Below are 17,467 nucleotides of genomic sequence, written 5' to 3' on the forward strand. Positions count from 1 at the left end.
CGGGCGGAGCGGCTCGGGCTCGTCATGCCAGGCCGTCCAGGAGTGGGTCGAGGCGCACCGTGACGACGGGTTCGCGCGCGGCTGAGCGTGACGCGGTGAGGGCGCGCAGCAGCGCCGGGACGTCTGCATCGGTCGGGTCGTTCCACCGCGCGAGGAAGCGCACGAGCGACTCGTCGTCGTCCGACGACGTGGCCTGACGCTGGGGCGTCGCCCGGTCGAACACGTGCCGGCGCCGCAGCGGCAGCGGGCCGAGGACGCCGACGCTGACGTCGTGCTCGCGCGCCGCCTTCTCGAGCGCTTCGGCGTACCGAGCGGCCGCGCGTCGCGGGCCCTCGAGCGCTGCCATCCGCGTGGCGGGTGGCAGCATCACCTCGGCGCGCTCGGCGAGTTCACGCGCCGCGAACCACCGCGGCGCCCAACGCACGAGCGCCTCGACGGCGGGAAACGGCACGTGCCGGGGCACGCCCGCAAGGTAGACGACGCCGCCCGTCGACGCCGGGCGCACGAGGCCCGCCGCGGCGCACCAATGCGTGAGGGCACGCTGACCGGCGTCGAGCCCGCCCCGGTCGAGCAGGGCCCATGCGTCGAGCAGGATCGCGGCGCTGTACCCGTTCTCGGCGACGGGTTCAGCACCGGGGGTGCAGATGACGAGCGCGGGCTCGTCGGGCACGCTCGCGAGCACGTCCGGCGCCCCGGAGCGCCGCACCGGCACCCCGGGAAACGCACGGCCCAGTTCTTCGGCGGTGCGTCCGGCCCCGATCGTCAGCGACCGGATCTCGTGGCTGCCGCACTCGGGGCAGGTCAGCACGTGCGCGACGTGGCCGCACCACCGGCAGGTCGGGGCGCTGTGCTCGCCGTCGAGCCCGAGCGGCCCGTGGCACACGTCGCAGGTCGACTTCGTGCGGCACCGGGCGCACGCGATCGTCGGGATGTACCCGCGGCGCGGCACCTGGACGAGCACCGGCCCGTCCTGCAACGCGCGGGTCGCGCCCTGCCATGCCTCGGCGGGGATGCGCGCGCGGGCTGCGGCGCCGTGACGCTCGACGCTGCGGTCGTCGCCCGTGACGACGACGCGCGCGCTCGTGCGTTCGACCGGGTCGACGGGGACACTGACGCCGGCCTCGACCTGGGCCTGCACCCGCACCGACGGCACGGCGCCCGCGCTCAACAGGGCGGCCGGGGCGAGGTCGGCGCGAGTCTCGAGCACGGCTCCGACGTGCGGATACGGCGCGTGCGGGTCGACGTGAAGGGTGTCGGCGTCGTCCCACCACACGACGAGGCCGAGGTCGGGCACCGGAGCGAACATCGCCGCGCGCGTTCCGACGACGACATCGGCGAGGCCGCGCAGCGCCTTGAGAAACGCGGTGTAGCGGGCCTGCGGACCCATGTCCGCCGTGAGGGTGACGACCTGATCGTCGCTCAACCGGGCCGAACACGCCGCGGCGACGCGATCGACATCCCGCCCGTCGGGCACGACGACGACGGTGCAACGCCCAGAATCGCGCACCGCTGCCGCGGCGTCTGCGACGGCGGCAGGCCAGGCATCCGGGCCGAACAGCCCGGGCGCGACATCCCAGGAACCACGCGGGTTCTCCCCCGCGGCAAGATGCGTGAGCAGGCTCAATCCCCCGGCGTAGTGACGCCACGCGCTGAGCGGCGCCGGCGCACTGGCCGCCACCGCGCCGCTCGTCGCATGACTCGTCGAGGCCATATCATCGCCCGGTGTAGGCCCGTCGGCCGCAACCGCGCCGCTGGACGTCGCGCTCGTCGAGGCATGCCCGCCGCACGACGCGAGCGCCTCGCCAGGAGCAGCCTCGTTATCAGCGACAGCCGCACCATCATGGGCAGCAGCGCCGCCCGTGACAGCCGAAGCCTCGTCGTCAGGCTCAGCCGGCACAGCCGAAGCGGCGTCAGGACCAGCGTTCCCGGCCTCAGCCACCTCGGGCATCGATCGATCCGCCGCCGACGCCTTCGCCATCCGCTCGTCGAGGGCCTTCTCGGCGCGTGCGTGCCGCGGTGGGATCGCGAGGCGCAGGACATCGGAGACGGTGCCGCCCATGCGAGCGGCGACGGCTTGCGCCACCTGCCAGATGTGCTCGGTGAGCACGGCCTCGGGCGACACGACGGCGAGCAGCGGGCTCAGCGTGCCGGTGAACTCGGGGGTCTCGCGCACGCCGACGACGTACCCGGTGATGCGCTTGCCGTGGAAACGCACCTTGACGGCGACGCCGAAGCGCACGTCATCGGCCAGTTCGGCGGGGATGCGGTACTCGAACTCGCGGTCGAGGTGAGGCACCTCGAGCATCGGCCAGACGACGGCGACCCGTTCGCTCCCACCGTCGCGCGTAGCAGCCTTCGCGCTGCCCGCATCGTCCCCGCGTGCCTTGGCGCGCACGGCGTCGCGCAGCAGCGCGAGTTGTTCGCTGCTCGCGGCGTGCACGTCGTCGCTCGTCATGACCTCATCTCTACACGAGTGCTCCGACAACCCCGGCATCCCGGGAGTTTCGGGGCCTGAACGCAACCGTGCCGCGGCCCGATCGAGCGGGTCACGGCACGGATCACGCCTCTCAGCCGGCCGCGCGCTGCAGCTCTTCGATGCGGTTCGTCTGCTCCCACGTGAAGGGGTTCTCGACGCCGTCGGCGCTCGTGCGACCGAAGTGGCCGTACGCGGCCGTCGGCTGGTAGATGGGGCGCAGCAGGTCGAGCGCGTCGACGATAGCGGCCGGACGCAGGTCGAACGTGTCCGCGATGGCCTTCTGGATGACGTCGAGCGGCTTCGTCTCCGTGCCGAAGCACTCGACGTAGAGGCCGACGGGCTGCGCCTTGCCGATGGCGTACGCGACCTGCACCTCGCAGCGCTTCGCGAGGCCCGCAGCGACGACGTTCTTCGCCACCCAGCGCATCGCGTACGCAGCCGAACGGTCGACCTTCGACGGGTCCTTCCCGGAGAAGGCGCCGCCGCCATGGCGGGCCATGCCGCCGTAGGTGTCGACGATGATCTTGCGGCCGGTGAGGCCCGCGTCGCCCATCGGGCCACCGATGACGAACTTGCCGGTCGGGTTGATGAGCTGACGCATCTCGTTCGTGTCGAGTGTGACGCCGCTCGCCGCGAGCTCCGCGATGATGGGCTCGATGACGTGACGCGTGATGTCGGGCGTGAGCTGGCCGTCCAGGTCGATGCCGGCGTCGTGCTGCGTCGACAGCACGAGCGTGTCGAGCGCGACGGCCTTGTCACCGTCGTAGGAGATCGTCACCTGCGTCTTGCCGTCGGGGCGCAGGTAGTCGAGGTCGCCGTTCTTGCGGACGCTCGTCAGGCGCTCGGAGAGGCGGTGCGCGAGGTGGATCGGCAGCGGCATGAACTCGGGCGTGTCGTCGCACGCGTAGCCGAACATGAGGCCCTGGTCGCCCGCGCCCTGGCTGTCGAGGGGGTCCTCGCCGCCGCCGACGCGGTGCTCGTGAGCGCTGTCCACGCCCTGCGCGATGTCCTCGGACTGAGCGCCGATCGAGACGGAGATGCCGCAGCTGTGGCCGTCGAAACCCTTTTCGGACGAGTCGTAGCCGACGTTCGTGATCACCTTGCGCACGAGCTTCGCGACGTCCGTGTACCCCTCGGTGCGCACCTCGCCGGCGACGTGGACGAGACCCGTCGTCACCATCGTCTCGACGGCCACGCGGGCCTGCGGGTCCTGACGCAGCATGTCGTCGAGAATCGCGTCACTGATCTGGTCGCAGATCTTGTCGGGGTGGCCCTCGGTGACGGATTCGGACGTGAAGAGACGAGACAACGGAATGACTCCTTAGGGCAGCGGCTGCTGGCTGGGTGCGACGCACCCATCGTTGATGTTACTGAGAGGGGACGAGGTCGGCGACGAGATCGAGCAGCGCCGCCGCGATGTGAGACTTGGGCGCCGGGCCGACCGTGACGACGTCATCACTGCCGCGGCGCAGCAGGTGAGCCGTCGACGAATCCTGAGCGAACGTCACGCCGTCGCCCACCTCGTTGGCGACGAGGACGTCGCAGCCCTTGCGGGCCAGTTTCGCGCGGGCGTGGTGGAGAACATCGCCGTCAGCGTCACCCGTCTCGGCCGCGAAGCCGACGATGACACGGCTCGACACGTTCGTCGACGCGGCTGTCGGCTGGAGCTCTGCATCACGCTGACGCACCGCCTCGGCGAGGATGTCCGGGTTGCGTACGAGGGTGATGACGGGCGCCGAGTCGTCGCCGTGGGTCTTCTTGATCTTGGCGTCCGCGACGTGGTCGGGACGGAAGTCGGCGACCGCGGCCGCCATGACGAGGACGTCGGGCGTCGCGGCGAGCACCGCGTCACGCATCTGAAGGGCGCTCTCGACGCTGACGACGCGGACGCGCTGCGCGAGGTCGGCCGGGGGCTGCATCGTCGTGACGAACGTGACGTCGGCGCCGCGATCGGCGGCCGCCGCCGCAATGGCGAAACCCATCTTGCCGCTGCTGCGGTTGCCGAGGTAACGCACCGGGTCGATGGCCTCGCGCGTGCCGCCGGCGGTGACGAGCACGGTCCGGCCGGCCAGAGCGCCTGACGGGGTGACGGCGTCCTCCTCGCGCCCGGTGGTCTCGGCCAAGCCACCCGCGGTGGCGCCGCCACGTCGCTCTCCGCTCGCCGCAGCCGCGAGGGCCGCGTCACGGATGACGTCGGGGTCGGGCAGGCGCCCGGCGCCGGTGTCGGCGCCCGTCAGCCGCCCGGACGCGGGCTCGACGATCGTCGCGCCACGCGAGCGCAGCGTCGCGACGTTCGCCTGCGTCGCGGGGTGCAGCCACATCTCGGTGTGCATCGCCGGCGCCATGACGACGGGGCAGCGCGCCGTCAGCAGGGTGTTGGTGAGCAGGTCGTTCGCCATGCCGGCCGCGGCCTTGGCGAGGACGTCGGCCGTCGCGGGGGCGACGACGACGAGGTCGGCGTTCTGCCCGAGCCGGACGTGCGGAACCTGCGCGACGTTCTCGAACACGCCTGTCTGCACGGGCTTGCCGGAGAGTGCCTCCCACGTCGGGGCGCCGACGAACTCGAGCGCTGACGCGGTGGGCACGACCGTCACGTCGTGGCCGGCTTCTGTGAAAAGACGAAGGAGCAACGCCGCCTTGTAGGCAGCGATGCCCCCTGTCACACCGAGAACGATGCGCATGTGCGAGATCGACTCAGGCTTCGAGCTTCTCGATGGAGAGCAGGCCCTCGTTCATCTCGCGCAGCGCGATGGAGAGCGGCTTGTCCTGCGGCTGGGCGTCGACGAGCGGGCCGACGTTGTCGAGCAGGCCGTCGGCGAGCTGGCTGTAGTAGCCGTTGATCTGACGGGCGCGCTTGCTCGCGTACGTGACGAGGGCGTACTTGCTGTCCGCGATCTCGAGCAGGTCGTCGATGGGCGGATTGGTGATGCCGATGGGCTCGGCCTTCGTGCCGGACATGTGTCCCTCTTCTCCTCGGGGCGCGTGGCCGCCGTCGCTGCGCGTGATGCGCGGCGCGCGGGCAGGCGAACGTGCCTCAGTGTTCAGGTGTTCTCATCAATGATACGAGTTCTTCGGAGGCACGCCGAACATCGTCGTTGACGATGACGTGGTCGAACTCGCTCTGCGCCGCGAGTTCGACCTTCGCGGTCTCGAGGCGGCGCTCACGCTCTTCGGGGGTTTCGGTGCCGCGGCCGACGAGTCGGCGAACGAGTTCGTCCCAGCTCGGCGGCGCGAGGAAGACGAAGAACGCATCGGGGGCGTTCTGCTTGACCTGACGCGCGCCCTGCAGGTCGATCTCGAGCAGCGGGAGGCGGCCGTCGGCGATGGCCTGCTCCACGGGCGCCTTCGGCGTGCCGTACGACGCCCGACCGTGGACGATGGCGTGCTCGAGGAAACCACCGTTCGCGGCCATCTCGGCGAACTCGTCGTCCGTCATGAAGTAGTAGTGGACACCGTCCACCTCACCCGGACGTGGCGGGCGCGTCGTCGCTGACACCGACAGCCACACCTCGGGATAGTGCTCGCGGATGTACGCGGCCACCGTCCCCTTGCCGACAGCCGTCGGCCCGGCCAGAACGACCAGTCGTGTACTCACCGCCATGCCCTTTCGTCAACGCCCGCCCCGATCAGCGGTTCGCTCATCCTTTCACATGGGTGCGCGCACCACACGAGCGTCATCTCAGGTCGCACCGACGCCGCCGATCTGCCGATCGGTGCGGTTCTGCACCGTCTGGGGAGCGCCGGCACAAGTCGGCCCGGGCGCCTCGCGATGCCTGTCTCCGCTCAGCGGAGGCCGGCCACCGACTCACGCGTGCGCTCGACGGCGGCGACGAGCCCGTCGACGGAGGGGCCAGCCTTGAGGACGTCGCGTGACGTCGTCGGGATGACGCGTGAGATGGACTCGCCGAACACCGATCGCATCGACTCGACGGTGCCGCCCTGTGCGCCGAAACCGGGCGCGAGGATCGGCGCGTTCGAGGCAGCGAGAGCGCCACCCAGACCGAGGTCGTCGAGGGCCGAACCGATCGTCGCGCCCATGACGAACCCGATGTGGCCCCACTCCCCTCGCGCTGCCGCGTCGGCGTTGTCGCGCGTCGCGGCGGCGACGATGTCGCCCGCCACGGTGCCGCCCGGCGTGACGGCGTGCTGCACGCCCGCACCCTCCGGGTTCGACGTCAGCGCGAGCACGAACACGCCGCGCCCGGTGTCACGCGCGAGATCGAGCGCCGGCCGCAGCGACTCGTATCCGAGGTACGGGCTCACGGTGATGGCATCCGCGGGTTCCGGCGCATCCTTGCCGAGGAACGCCTCGCCGTACGCCGTCATCGTCGTGCCGATGTCGCCGCGCTTCACGTCGAGGATGACGAGCGTTCCCGCCGCGCGCAGCTCTGCGGTCGCGCGCTCCAGCAGCGCCACCCCCCGCGCGCCGAACACCTCGAAGAACGCGGACTGCGGTTTCACCGATGCGACCCGCCCACCGAACGCCTCGACGCACGTCAGCGCGAACCGCTCGACACCGGAGTAGGAGTAATCGAGCCCCCACGACTCGACGAGCGAGCGGTGCGGGTCGATGCCGACGCACGCCGGCCCGAAGCGCGCCTGCGCCGCCGCGAGCCGAGCGCCGAAACCAGCACCGTCAAGTGCAGCGGGTTCAGCAGATGTGGTCATGGGAACCTCCGTGAAGATGAAACATGAACAGGAAAGGACTTCGGCCCTGGCTGCCTCGCGCACGAGCCCGGCCGCCGTGGGCCGTTCGAGGATGAGGCCCAGCGCGCCTGGATGACATGGTTGGCGGCGTCACGCACGAGCCGAACCGCCGTCGATCGCACAAGCGGAATGCGCGCGCTTCCATGGGTGGCGGTCGCTCTCGTGCACGACCACACGGCGCGTCACGTCACGCATGCGCCGCCCCGACGAGCCCGGCGACGGTGAGATCGCGCTCGGCGAGGAAACCGGCAAGCCCGTCCCGCAGCGTCACCCCGGCGCGCGGATCGCGGAACAGCGCCGAACCCACCTGGACGGCCGAAGCTCCCGCGGCGAGCGCCTGCACGACGGCGTCGACGCTCGCGATACCTCCCCCGGCGATGATGGGTGCCGTCGGCAACCGACCGGCCACCATGGCGGCCTTCACCTCGAACACGCCACCGACCGTCAGCGGCAGCAACGCCGGCCCGGCCATCGCAGCACGGGTGCCCGCGCGCGGGCGCAGCGTCGTCACGTCGATGCTGGAGGCGACCGGAGCGTGCCCGAGCACGAGTGCGTCAGCACCCGACTTGAGGCAGGCGCGCGACAACTCGACGAGGTCGGTACCGAGCGTCAGCTTCGCCGCGAGCATGACGTTGCGCGGCAGGTGCTCCCGCACGCGCGCGATCACCTTCGTCACTGCGTACTCGTCGCCGGCGAACGCTCGCCCGTTGTTCGCCTCGTTGGCGACCGAAAGATTGACCTCGACGCCGAGGACCCCACGCAGCGCCGTCCGTCGCCGTACGGCCGCGGCCGCGTCGGCGAAGTCGCCGCTCGTCGCACCCGCGATGGAGACGATGACGGGTGTCGGCGCCGTCACCTCCCACGGCAGACGCGTCGCGCTGAGCGAGTTCGCGCCGACGTTGGGCGTGTCGTGCGGGTGCACGATCCCTGACGGCGATTCGACGATGACGCGTTCGCGCGACGCGTCCTGCGCCTCCACCGTCAGCGACGGCGTGACGAGCGCACCGAACGCGCCGAGCCCACCCCAGCGCACGAGTTCGTGCCCGTACCCCGCACACCCAGAAGCCGCGATGAAGGGTGAGTCGAGCTTGTTCAACCCCAGCGTCGTCGAGAGTGCCCCGCTCATGCCGAGACCTCGAGCAACTGCGCCCACGCCATCCGATCGGCGGGCAGGACGGGCCCTTCGGTGCAGCAACGCACGGGCGTCACCTCCCCGGCCGCGTTCGCGACGGGCAGCGCGCACGCCCTGCACAACCCGGTTCCACAGGGCATCGGCACGCCGAACGCGGCCTGCACGGGAACCGAATGCCGTTGCGCCGCAGCGGTGATCGCGGCCAAGGACGTCACGTCGCCACTCGCATACACGAGGGCCGTCTCGTGCTGACGCAGCGTCGCATCCAGCGCCACCTGCATGCGGTACGCGAGGTCCTCCCCCGCGCCCGCGTCGGGCACCACCGTCGTGACGCTGCCGACGAGCCGTCGCGCCTCGATGACGCCGAGGAGCCGACGCTCGTCCTCACCGCCGATGACGACCCGCGGTACCTGGCAGCCCGCGCGGCGCAGCGTCTCGACGAGCCACCCCGTCGACGCCGCGCCCGCCCCGACCGCTGCGACGACGACGGGCACCGGGTTCGTCGGAATCGGGAAACCGCGTCCGAGCGGGCCGAGGATGCTCACCTCGTCGTGCAGGCGCCGCGCAGCCAGCCACGCCGAACCGGCGTCCGCATCGGGGTCGACGACGACCTCGACGGTGCCGCCGTACGTGCCGCTCGGCGTCACCGAGCGAAGCGGCAGGGCACGGCGCGTCACGATGGCGGAGGCGTCATCCCCGACGGCGAGCGAGACGAGCTGCCCCGGTCGCGCGAGTTCGGCGATGCCCGCCGCGACGAACGTGTGCGCGACGAACGCGCCGACACGTCGCGTCGAGATGAGTTCACCGGTGACGGCGACGACGTCCTTGGGCTCTCGGGAGCCACTCACGGCACCCTCGTCACCCGAGGTCGTCGCAGCCGTCACCGGCGTCGATCCGGCGATGTCGACCTGCCTCAGCGCGTGCCGTACATGTCGAGGCCGCGTGCGTGCTCCTGCAGCGACTTCACCGCGTACGAGCCGTGCATGCTGGCCTCGATGGCCTGCACGGCGGCCGCGAGCTCCTGCACCGTCGTGAGGATCGGCGCGTTCATCGACGTCCCTGCCGCGCGGATCGCGTAGCCGTCAGCGCGTGCATCCGACCCGGACGGCGTGTTGACGATCATCGCGACCTCGCCGTCGAGGATCTGCGACACGATCGTCTTCTCCCCGTCCGGCCCGGGGCCTTCGGAGTGCTTGCGCACCACGGTCGAGGCGATTCCGTTGCGGCGCAGCACATCCGACGTCCCGGGCGTCGCGAGGATCTCGAAGCCGAGGTCGACGAGACGCTTGATCGGGAACAGCATCGCGCGCTTGTCGCGGTTCGCGCACGAGACGAACACGGTGCCTGACGTCGGCAGCCCCTGCCCTGCGCCGAGCTGCGCCTTGGCGAACGACGTGGCGAAGTCGGCGTCGATGCCCATGACCTCACCCGTGGAGCGCATCTCCGGCCCGAGCAGCGAGTCGACGACCTGCCCCTCGGCGGTGCGGAAGCGCTGGAAGGGCAGCACGGCCTCCTTGACCGCGACGGGCGCGTCCATCGGCAGCTTCGCGCCGTCGCCGCTCGGCGGTAGCAGCCCTTCGGTGCGCAGGTCGGCGATCGAGGCGCCGAGCATGACGCGCGCCGCGGCCTTCGCGAGCGGCACAGACGTCGCCTTCGCGACGAACGGGACGGTGCGCGAGGCACGCGGGTTGGCCTCGAGGACGTAGAGCACGTCTTGCGCGAGCGCGAACTGCACGTTCATCAGGCCGCGCACGCCGATGCCCTGCGCGAGCGCCAGCGTCGAGGCGCGCACGCGCTCGAGCTCTTCGGTGCCGAGGGTCGCGGGCGGCAGGACGCACGCGGAGTCACCGGAGTGGATGCCGGCCTCCTCGACGTGCTCCATGATGCCGCCGAGGTACATGTCCTCGCCGTCGAAGAGCGCGTCGACGTCGATCTCGATCGCCTCGTCGAGGAAGCGGTCCACGAGCACGGGGTGCTCCGGCGACGCCGTCGTCGCGCGCGTGACGTAGCCGCGCAGCGTCTCGTCGTCGTAGACGATCTCCATGCCGCGCCCGCCGAGCACGTAGCTCGGGCGCACGAGCACGGGGTAGCCGATCTCGCGGGCGACCTCGATGGCCTCCTCGGCCGAGAAGGCGATGCCGTGACGCGGCGCGGGCAGCTTCGCGTCGGCGAGCACGCGCCCGAACGCGCCGCGGTCCTCCGCCAGGTCGATGGCCTCCGGCGAGGTGCCGACGATCGGCACCCCCTCGTCCTTGAGCGCCTTCGCGAGCCCGAGCGGCGTCTGACCGCCCAGCTGGACGATGACGCCCGCGATCGGGCCGGCCTCGCTCTCGGCGTGGACGACCTCGAGCACGTCCTCGAGCGTCAGCGGCTCGAAGTACAGGCGCGAGCTCGTGTCGTAGTCCGTCGAGACGGTCTCGGGGTTGCAGTTGACCATGATCGTGTCGTACCCGGCGTCACGCAGCGCGAACGAGGCGTGCACGCACGAGTAGTCGAACTCGATGCCCTGACCGATGCGGTTCGGGCCCGATCCGAGGATGATGACGGCCGGCTTCTCGCGCGACAGCACCTCGCTCTCCTCGTCGTAGGAGGAGTAGTAGTACGGCGTCTGGGCGGCGAACTCGGCGGCGCACGTGTCGACCGTCTTGTAGACCGGGCGCACGCCGAGGGCATGACGCACGCCGCGCACGACGTCCTGCTTCATGCCCGTCAGCTGCGCGATCTGGGCGTCGGAGAAACCGTGCTTCTTCGCCAGGCGCAGCAGGTCGGGCGTCAGCTGGGGCGCCGCCGCGATCTCGGACGCGACGTCGTTGATGAGCTGCATCTGGTCGAGGAACCACGGGTCGATCTTCGTCGCCTCGTGCACCTCCTCGACGCTGAGGCCCGCGCGCAGCGCCTGCTGCACGAGGACGATGCGTCCGTCCGTCGGCTGCTTGGAGCGCTCGAGGATCTCGAGTGCCTCGTCGCGGCTCGTCACCTCGCTCGCCGGATCCCAGTGGAACTGGCCGTCGCTGCGTTCGATCGAGCGCAGCGCCTTCTGCAGCGCCTCGGTGAAGTTGCGGCCCAGCGCCATCGCCTCGCCGACGGACTTCATCGTCGTCGTCAGCGTGCGGTCGGCGGCGGGGAACTTCTCGAACGCGAAGCGCGGCACCTTGACGACGATGTAATCGAGCGTCGGCTCGAAGCTCGCCGGGGTCTCGGCGGTGATGTCGTTCGGCACCTCGTCGAGCGAGTAACCGATGGCCATCTTCGCGGCGATCTTCGCGATCGGGAAGCCGGTCGCCTTCGACGCGAGCGCCGAGGAACGCGACACGCGCGGGTTCATCTCGATGACGATCATGCGCCCGTCGGCCGGGTTGATGGCGAACTGGATGTTGCAGCCACCGGTGTCGACGCCGACCTCGCGGATGACGGCGATGCCGACGTCGCGCATGCGCTGGTACTCGCGGTCGGTGAGCGTCAGAGCGGGAGCCACGGTGATCGAGTCACCGGTGTGCACGCCCATCGGGTCGAAGTTCTCGATCGAGCAGACAACAACGACATTGTCGACGTTGTCCCTCATCACCTCGAGCTCGTACTCCTTCCACCCGAGGATCGACTCCTCGAGCAGCACCTCGGTCACGGGGCTCGCCTGCAGGCCCGCGCCGGCCATGCGGCGCAGATCGGTCTCGTCGTAGGCGAAGCCGGAACCGAGGCCGCCCATCGTGAACGACGGGCGCACGACGACGGGGTAGCCGAGGTCGTCGGCGGCGGCGAGCACCTCGTCCATCGTGTGGCAGATGTGGCTCTTGGCCGATTCGGCGCCACAGCGCTCGACGACGCCCTTGAACTTCTCACGGTCCTCGCCGAGCTCGATCGCCTCGACGTTGGCGCCGATGAGCGGGCAGCCGTACTTCTCGAGGACGCCGTTCTTGTGCAGCGCGATCGCGGTGTTGAGCGCGGTCTGACCACCGAGGGTCGCGAGCACCGCGTCCGGGCGCTCCTTGGCGATGATCGATTCCACGATCTCCGGCGTGATCGGCTCGACGTACGTGACGTCGGCCGTCTCCGGGTCGGTCATGATCGTCGCCGGGTTCGAGTTGACGAGGATGACGCGCAGGCCCTCCTCGCGCAGGACGCGGCAGGCCTGCGTCCCCGAGTAGTCGAACTCGGCGGCCTGACCGATGACGATCGGGCCGGAGCCGATGACGAGGACGCTCTTGATGTCGGTGTTCTTGGGCATCAGGCGTTCACCTTCTGGTTGTCGCTCATCATCTCGACGAAGCGGTCGAACAGGTACGCCGCGTCGTGCGGGCCGGCCGCGGCTTCGGGGTGGTACTGGACGGAGAACGCCGGGATGTCGAGGCAACGCAGGCCTTCGACGACGTCGTCGTTGAGGCACACGTGCGAGACCTCGACGCGCCCGAAGCTCGTGCCGTGTTCGGCGTCGCTGGGCGCCTGCGTCGATCCCTCGATCGGGGCGTCGACGGCGAAGCCGTGGTTCTGCGCGGTGATCTCGACGGTGCCGCTCGCCTTGTCGAGCACCGGCACGTTGATGCCGCGGTGGCCGTACTTCAGCTTGTACGTGCCGAACCCGAGCGCGCGCCCGAGCAGCTGGTTGCCGAAGCAGATGCCGAAGTACGGGATGCCGGCCGCGAGCACGTCGCGCAGCAGCTCGACCTGCGGCGCCGTCGCCGGGTCGCCGGGGCCGTTCGAGAAGAACACGCCGTCGGGGTTGATCGCCGTGATGTCGTCGAGCGCCACCGTCGCCGGCAGCACGTGCACCTCGATGCCACGCTCGCTCATCATCCGCGGCGTGTTCGACTTGATACCGAGGTCGACGGCCGCGACGGTGAACTTCTTCTCACCCTTCGCCTCGACGACGTATGCCTCCTTCGTCGCGACCTCGGATGCGAGCTCGGAGCCCTCCATCTGCGGGGCGTTCTTCACCGCGTCGAGCAGGTCGGCGTCGCTGTTCGCGGCGTCCGCACCCGAGAACACACCGACGCGCATCGCGCCGCGCTCGCGCAGGTGGCGCGTCAGGGCGCGTGTGTCGATGTCGCAGATACCGACGATGCCCTGCTCGGCGAGGTCGTCCTCGAGGGTGCGCACCGAGCGCCAGTTCGACGGGCGGATGGCGGGGTCGCGCACGACGTAGCCGGCCACCCAGATCTTGCCCGACTCGTAGTCCTCGTCGTTCATGCCCGTGTTGCCGACGTGCGGGGCCGTCATGACGACGACCTGCTTGTGGTAGCTCGGGTCCGTCAGCGTCTCCTGGTAGCCGGACATGCCGGTCGAGAACACGGCCTCACCGAACGTCGTGCCGATCGCGCCGTAGCTGCGGCCGCGGAAGATGCGTCCGTCCTCGAGGACGAGGCAGGCCGGTTCGCGCGAGACGAACGCACTGGCGCGCTTCGTCGTGGCGGGGGTGGTGTCGTTCACTGCTGAACCTCTCCGTCGTGGAAGGTGCGACGTCCGCGCAGGTACGTCGAGACCACAGCGCCCTCGAGCGTGTGGCCGTGCCAGGGGTTGTTGCGGGAAAGCGACTTCGAGTCGTCCTTGTTCACCGTGACGGTGACGGACGGGTCGAAGAGCGTGATGTTGGCGGGTGCGCCGGCGACGAGGCCCTGGCCGTGCGAGCCCAGCCGGGCGATCGCGGCGGGCTTCGTCGACATCGCATCGGCGACCTGTTGCCACGTCATGCGGCCCGTGGCGACCATCGTCGTGTGGACGACGGCGAGCGCCTGCTCGAGGCCGAGCATGCCGAACACGGCGTCCGCGAACGCGTGCTCCTTGTCGTGGCGCGCGTGCGGCGCGTGGTCGGTCGCGACGATGTCGATCGTGCCGTCGGCGAGCGCCTCGCGCACGGCCTCGATGTCCTCGCTCGGGCGTAGCGGCGGGTTGACCTTGTAGACCGGGTCGTAGCTCTCGACGAGGTCCGTCGGCAGCATGAGGTGGTGTGGGGTGGCCTCCGCGGTCACGGCGATGCCGAGCGACTTCGCCCAGCGCAGCACCTCGACGGTGCCCGCCGTCGACGCGTGCGCGACGTGGACGCGGCTGCCGGTGTGGCGCGCGAGCATGACGTCACGCGCGACGATGACCTCCTCCGCGACGCCGGGCCAGCCTGGCAGGCCGAGGCGTCCGGAGATCTCACCCTCGTGGCAGCAGGCCTGGCCGTCCGCGAGGTTCGGGTCCTGCGCATGCTGGCTGACGACGCCGTCGAACGCCTTGACGTACTCGAGCGCGCGACGCATGAGGCGGCTGTCGTGCACGCACTTGCCGTCGTCGGAGAAGACCCGGACGGCGGCGCGCGAGCGGGCCATGAGGCCGAGCTCGGCGAGTTCCTCGCCGGCGAGGTTCTTCGTCACGGCGCCGATGGGGTGGACGTCGACGAGCCCGACGCGCTCCCCCAGCTCGGCGATGCGCTCCGCGGCCTCGGCGGTGTCCGTCGCGGGGTTCGTGTTGGCCATCGCGAAGACGGACGTGAAGCCGCCGGCTGCGGCAGCCGCCGAACCCGTCGCGATCGTCTCGGCGTCCTCGCGGCCCGGTTCGCGCAGGTGGGTGTGGAGGTCGACGAGGCCGGGCAGCGCGACGAGTCCGTCTGCGTCGACGCGCGTCGCGCCGGCGGCGTCGAGGTTCGTACCGATCTCGGCGATGGCGCCGTCACGCACGAGGATGTCGGCCGCGCCGGTGCCGACGACGTCGGCGCCGGTGATGAGAACGGGGCCTGCGTGGTCGCTCATGCCTGAGCTCCTTCCGTCGAGTTCGAGGCGAGCAGGTGGTACAGGACGCTCATGCGCACGGCGACACCGGCGCTCACCTGGTCGAGCACCCTCGAGCGTGCTTCATCGGCGGCGTCGGGGCTGATCTCGAGGCCGCGGTTCATCGGGCCCGGGTGGCAGATGACGGCATGCTGCGGCAGCAGCGCGAGGCGGTCGCGCGTCAGGCCGTACCCGACGGTGTACTCGCGCGGCGTCGGGAAGTAGCCGCCGGACATGCGTTCGCGCTGCACGCGCAGCATCATGACGGCGTCGACGTGCGGCAGCACCGCGTCGAGGTCGTAGCTGACGTCGAAGCCGTCGCGCGCAGCCCAGGCGGCGATGCCGGACGGCATGAGCGTCGGCGGCGCGACGAGCGTGACGTGCGCGCCGAGGGTCTTGAGCAGGATGAGGTTGGAGCGCACGACGCGACTGTGCGTGAGGTCACCGACGATCGCGACGTGCTTGCCCTCGAGCGTGCCGAGCTGCGCCTGCATCGTGTAGGCGTCGAGCAGCGCCTGCGTCGGGTGCTCGTGGGTGCCGTCGCCGGCGTTGACCACCATGCAGTCGACCCACTGGCTCACCTGCAGCGGCGCCCCGCTGCGGTTGTGGCGGATGACGAGGCCATCGACGCCCATGGCCGCGACCGTCATCACGGTGTCGCGTAGCGACTCGCCCTTGCTGACGCTCGAGCCCTTCGCACTGACGTTGATGACGTCCGCAGACAGCCATTTCCCGGCGATCTCGAAGGAGCTGCGGGTGCGCGTCGAGTCCTCGAAGAACAGGTTGACGACGGTGCGTCCGCGCAGCGCGGGCAGTTTCTTGACCTCGCGGTTCTGCACGTCGTGCATGGCGGCGGCCGTCTCGAGGATCATCTCGGCGTCGTCGTGGGTGAGGTCGGCGGCCGACAGCAGGTGCTTCACGACGCGTCCTTTCGCTGCTGCGGCGCGGCGGGGCCGCTGATGCGCACCTCGTCGCTGCCGTCGGTCTCGGCGACGCGCACGCGCACGTGCTCGCTCGTCGCCGTCGGCAGGTTCTTGCCGACGTGGTCAGCGCGGATCGGCAGTTCGCGGTGGCCGCGGTCGACGAGGACGGCGAGGCGGACGGCCTTGGGGCGCCCGAGGTCGCCGAGCGCATCGAGGGCGGCGCGCACGGTGCGTCCGGAGAAGAGCACGTCGTCGACGAGGACGATGGTTCGCCCATCGATGCCGGCTGCGGGGATGTCGCTCTGATGCGCCACGCGGGCGGGGTTGGCACGCAGGTCATCGCGGTACATCGTGACGTCGAGCGTGCCGACGGGGATGTCGATGCCTTCGACGTCCTTGAGCGCGTCGGCCAGGCGGCGGGCGAGGTGCGCGCCACGCGTCGGGATGCCAAGCAGGACGAGGTCGTCCGCGCCCTTGTTGCGTTCGAGGATCTCGTGAGAGATGCGGCGCAGAGCGCGACCGATCTCGGGGGCCGACAGGACCACGCGGCCGTCGTCAGGAGTGGTTCGTGATGTCGAGACGTCCCCGTCACCGGGTACGCCGAGAGCGTCGCGCGTCATGCGCAGGCCTCCTTCGCCGCCTCACAGGACGGATCGTTAAAGGATGATTCCGCTGCCCACCTTATCGCGCCTCGCTGGCCACGCCTGACCGGCGTCGTCCTGTTGGGACCCCGGCACTCGGCCTAATGACCTGCTCTTGGCAGTCTCCGAGATCGGACACCGTGAATGAACGTTCAGAACTCGACGAAGCGCGCCGCGTCGTCACCGGCCGGGGCGGGCAGGTCATCGATGCCGCCGTGCCGCAGCGCTGCTTCTCGCGACGCGGCCCCGATGTTGTCTAGCTCCAGCGACTGGACGAGCCGGTCGAACGCGCGCGGATGCGTCAGCCGCAGCACGGGCACCCCCTCCGGCGCAGCCTCCCAACGGCGCATGCGCTCGCGTTTGCGCGCGAACGATGAGAAGTGCCACCGCACGATGGAGTTGCGCGAGAACAGCTGTCGCACGCTCTCCGTGTTCCCGTTGCACACGGGCGTGCGAGTGGTGAGGCGATGGACGCAGCGGCGCACGAGGCGGGAGAGGGTGAGGGCACGCGAGTAGTCGAGCGCGATGACGACCTGCGCCCGCTCGAGCATGACGTCCCTCCAGGCGCCGTACGCCGAATCGACGACCCAGCCCTGTGCGCTCGCCATCTGGTGCGCCAGAGCCCGCTGCTCATCCTGCGGACGCTCGATCCAACCGGGCAGCCACCCGACCTCGTCGTCGACGAGGTGGACGGGCAGCCCCAGGGCAGCGCCGAGCCGCGCCGCGGCCGTCGACTTGCCCGATCCCGTGACGCCGTACAACAGCACTCGCTGCGCGTGTTCGACATCGGAGAGGGAGGCGACGGGCATGATCCGAGCATATCGGGGCACTCAGGCCCACGCGAGCGA

General features: G+C 70.6%; 14 protein-coding genes. All 14 read right to left on the reverse strand.

Annotation, left to right across the window (positions count from 1 at the left end):
* Positions 1-22 precede the first annotated feature (22 nt).
* Positions 23-2,455, reverse strand: a complete 2,433-nt coding sequence (locus EDC82_RS07940) for a hypothetical protein (RefSeq protein WP_040014292.1) — start codon at positions 2,453-2,455, stop codon at positions 23-25.
* A 112-nt stretch (positions 2,456-2,567) separates the two neighbouring features.
* Positions 2,568-3,785, reverse strand: a complete 1,218-nt coding sequence (metK, locus tag EDC82_RS07945; RefSeq protein WP_006943816.1) for a methionine adenosyltransferase — start codon at positions 3,783-3,785, stop codon at positions 2,568-2,570.
* 58 nt (positions 3,786-3,843) lie between these two features.
* Positions 3,844-5,157, reverse strand: coding sequence for a phosphopantothenate--cysteine ligase family flavoprotein (locus tag EDC82_RS07950; protein ID WP_006943768.1), 1,314 nt, complete (start codon positions 5,155-5,157; stop codon positions 3,844-3,846).
* Between the two features lie 13 nt (positions 5,158-5,170).
* Positions 5,171-5,434 (reverse strand): DNA-directed RNA polymerase subunit omega, encoded by a 264-nt coding sequence (gene rpoZ, locus EDC82_RS07955; protein WP_006943764.1) that lies wholly within the window; start codon positions 5,432-5,434, stop codon positions 5,171-5,173.
* 76 nt (positions 5,435-5,510) lie between these two features.
* Positions 5,511-6,077: a guanylate kinase gene (gene gmk, locus EDC82_RS07960; protein ID WP_074039452.1), complete on the reverse strand. Its 567-nt coding sequence runs from the start codon at positions 6,075-6,077 to the stop codon at positions 5,511-5,513.
* A gap of 182 nt (positions 6,078-6,259) precedes the next feature.
* Entirely contained in the window at positions 6,260-7,144 is an 885-nt protein-coding gene (pyrF, locus tag EDC82_RS07965; RefSeq protein ID WP_074039454.1) for an orotidine-5'-phosphate decarboxylase, read from the reverse strand.
* Between the two features lie 226 nt (positions 7,145-7,370).
* Positions 7,371-8,309: a dihydroorotate dehydrogenase gene (locus tag EDC82_RS07970; protein WP_074039455.1), complete on the reverse strand. Its 939-nt coding sequence runs from the start codon at positions 8,307-8,309 to the stop codon at positions 7,371-7,373.
* Positions 8,306-9,163 (reverse strand): hypothetical protein, encoded by an 858-nt coding sequence (locus EDC82_RS07975; protein WP_131941119.1) that lies wholly within the window; start codon positions 9,161-9,163, stop codon positions 8,306-8,308. The genes EDC82_RS07970 and EDC82_RS07975 overlap by 4 nt, the downstream gene beginning before the upstream one ends.
* A gap of 65 nt (positions 9,164-9,228) precedes the next feature.
* Entirely contained in the window at positions 9,229-12,537 is a 3,309-nt protein-coding gene (gene carB / locus EDC82_RS07980) for a carbamoyl-phosphate synthase large subunit (protein WP_006943748.1), read from the reverse strand.
* On the reverse strand, positions 12,537-13,736 hold the full coding sequence (carA, locus tag EDC82_RS07985) for a glutamine-hydrolyzing carbamoyl-phosphate synthase small subunit (RefSeq protein ID WP_074039459.1): 1,200 nt from the start codon (positions 13,734-13,736) through the stop codon (positions 12,537-12,539). Before carA ends, carB begins: the two co-directional genes overlap by 1 nt.
* Positions 13,733-15,037, reverse strand: a complete 1,305-nt coding sequence (locus EDC82_RS07990; RefSeq protein WP_074045234.1) for a dihydroorotase — start codon at positions 15,035-15,037, stop codon at positions 13,733-13,735. The genes carA and EDC82_RS07990 overlap by 4 nt, the downstream gene beginning before the upstream one ends.
* Positions 15,034-15,975, reverse strand: a complete 942-nt coding sequence (locus EDC82_RS07995) for an aspartate carbamoyltransferase catalytic subunit (protein ID WP_074039461.1) — start codon at positions 15,973-15,975, stop codon at positions 15,034-15,036. The genes EDC82_RS07990 and EDC82_RS07995 overlap by 4 nt, the downstream gene beginning before the upstream one ends.
* Positions 15,972-16,598 carry a bifunctional pyr operon transcriptional regulator/uracil phosphoribosyltransferase PyrR gene (pyrR, locus tag EDC82_RS08000; protein ID WP_074039463.1) on the reverse strand — a complete coding sequence of 209 codons (627 nt, stop codon included), beginning with the start codon at positions 16,596-16,598 and terminating at the stop codon, positions 15,972-15,974. Before pyrR ends, EDC82_RS07995 begins: the two co-directional genes overlap by 4 nt.
* A 173-nt stretch (positions 16,599-16,771) precedes the next feature.
* Positions 16,772-17,428 carry a hypothetical protein gene (locus EDC82_RS08005; protein WP_006943811.1) on the reverse strand — a complete coding sequence of 219 codons (657 nt, stop codon included), beginning with the start codon at positions 17,426-17,428 and terminating at the stop codon, positions 16,772-16,774.
* Positions 17,429-17,467 lie beyond the last annotated feature (39 nt).

The organism is Dermacoccus sp. SAI-028 (genome assembly GCF_004346775.1).
In the GTDB taxonomy this organism is placed as follows: Bacteria; Actinomycetota; Actinomycetes; order Actinomycetales; family Dermatophilaceae; genus Dermacoccus; species Dermacoccus nishinomiyaensis.

Bases quoted from the DNA above. Each gene is read 5' to 3' on its own strand.
- carB (WP_006943748.1), bottom strand. From the start codon at position 12,537: ATGCCCAAGAACACCGACATCAAGAGCGTCCTCGTCATCGGCTCCGGC.
- EDC82_RS07970 (WP_074039455.1), bottom strand. From the start codon at position 8,309: ATGAGCGGGGCACTCTCGACGACGCTGGGGTTGAACAAGCTCGACTCA.
- pyrF (WP_074039454.1), bottom strand. From the start codon at position 7,144: ATGACCACATCTGCTGAACCCGCTGCACTTGACGGTGCTGGTTTCGGC.
- EDC82_RS07950 (WP_006943768.1), bottom strand. From the start codon at position 5,157: ATGCGCATCGTTCTCGGTGTGACAGGGGGCATCGCTGCCTACAAGGCG.
- EDC82_RS08005 (WP_006943811.1), bottom strand. From the start codon at position 17,428: ATGCCCGTCGCCTCCCTCTCCGATGTCGAACACGCGCAGCGAGTGCTG.
- pyrR (WP_074039463.1), bottom strand. From the start codon at position 16,598: ATGACGCGCGACGCTCTCGGCGTACCCGGTGACGGGGACGTCTCGACA.
- EDC82_RS07940 (WP_040014292.1), bottom strand. From the start codon at position 2,455: ATGACGAGCGACGACGTGCACGCCGCGAGCAGCGAACAACTCGCGCTG.
- rpoZ (WP_006943764.1), bottom strand. From the start codon at position 5,434: ATGTCCGGCACGAAGGCCGAGCCCATCGGCATCACCAATCCGCCCATC.
- EDC82_RS07990 (WP_074045234.1), bottom strand. From the start codon at position 15,037: ATGAGCGACCACGCAGGCCCCGTTCTCATCACCGGCGCCGACGTCGTC.
- gmk (WP_074039452.1), bottom strand. From the start codon at position 6,077: ATGGCGGTGAGTACACGACTGGTCGTTCTGGCCGGGCCGACGGCTGTC.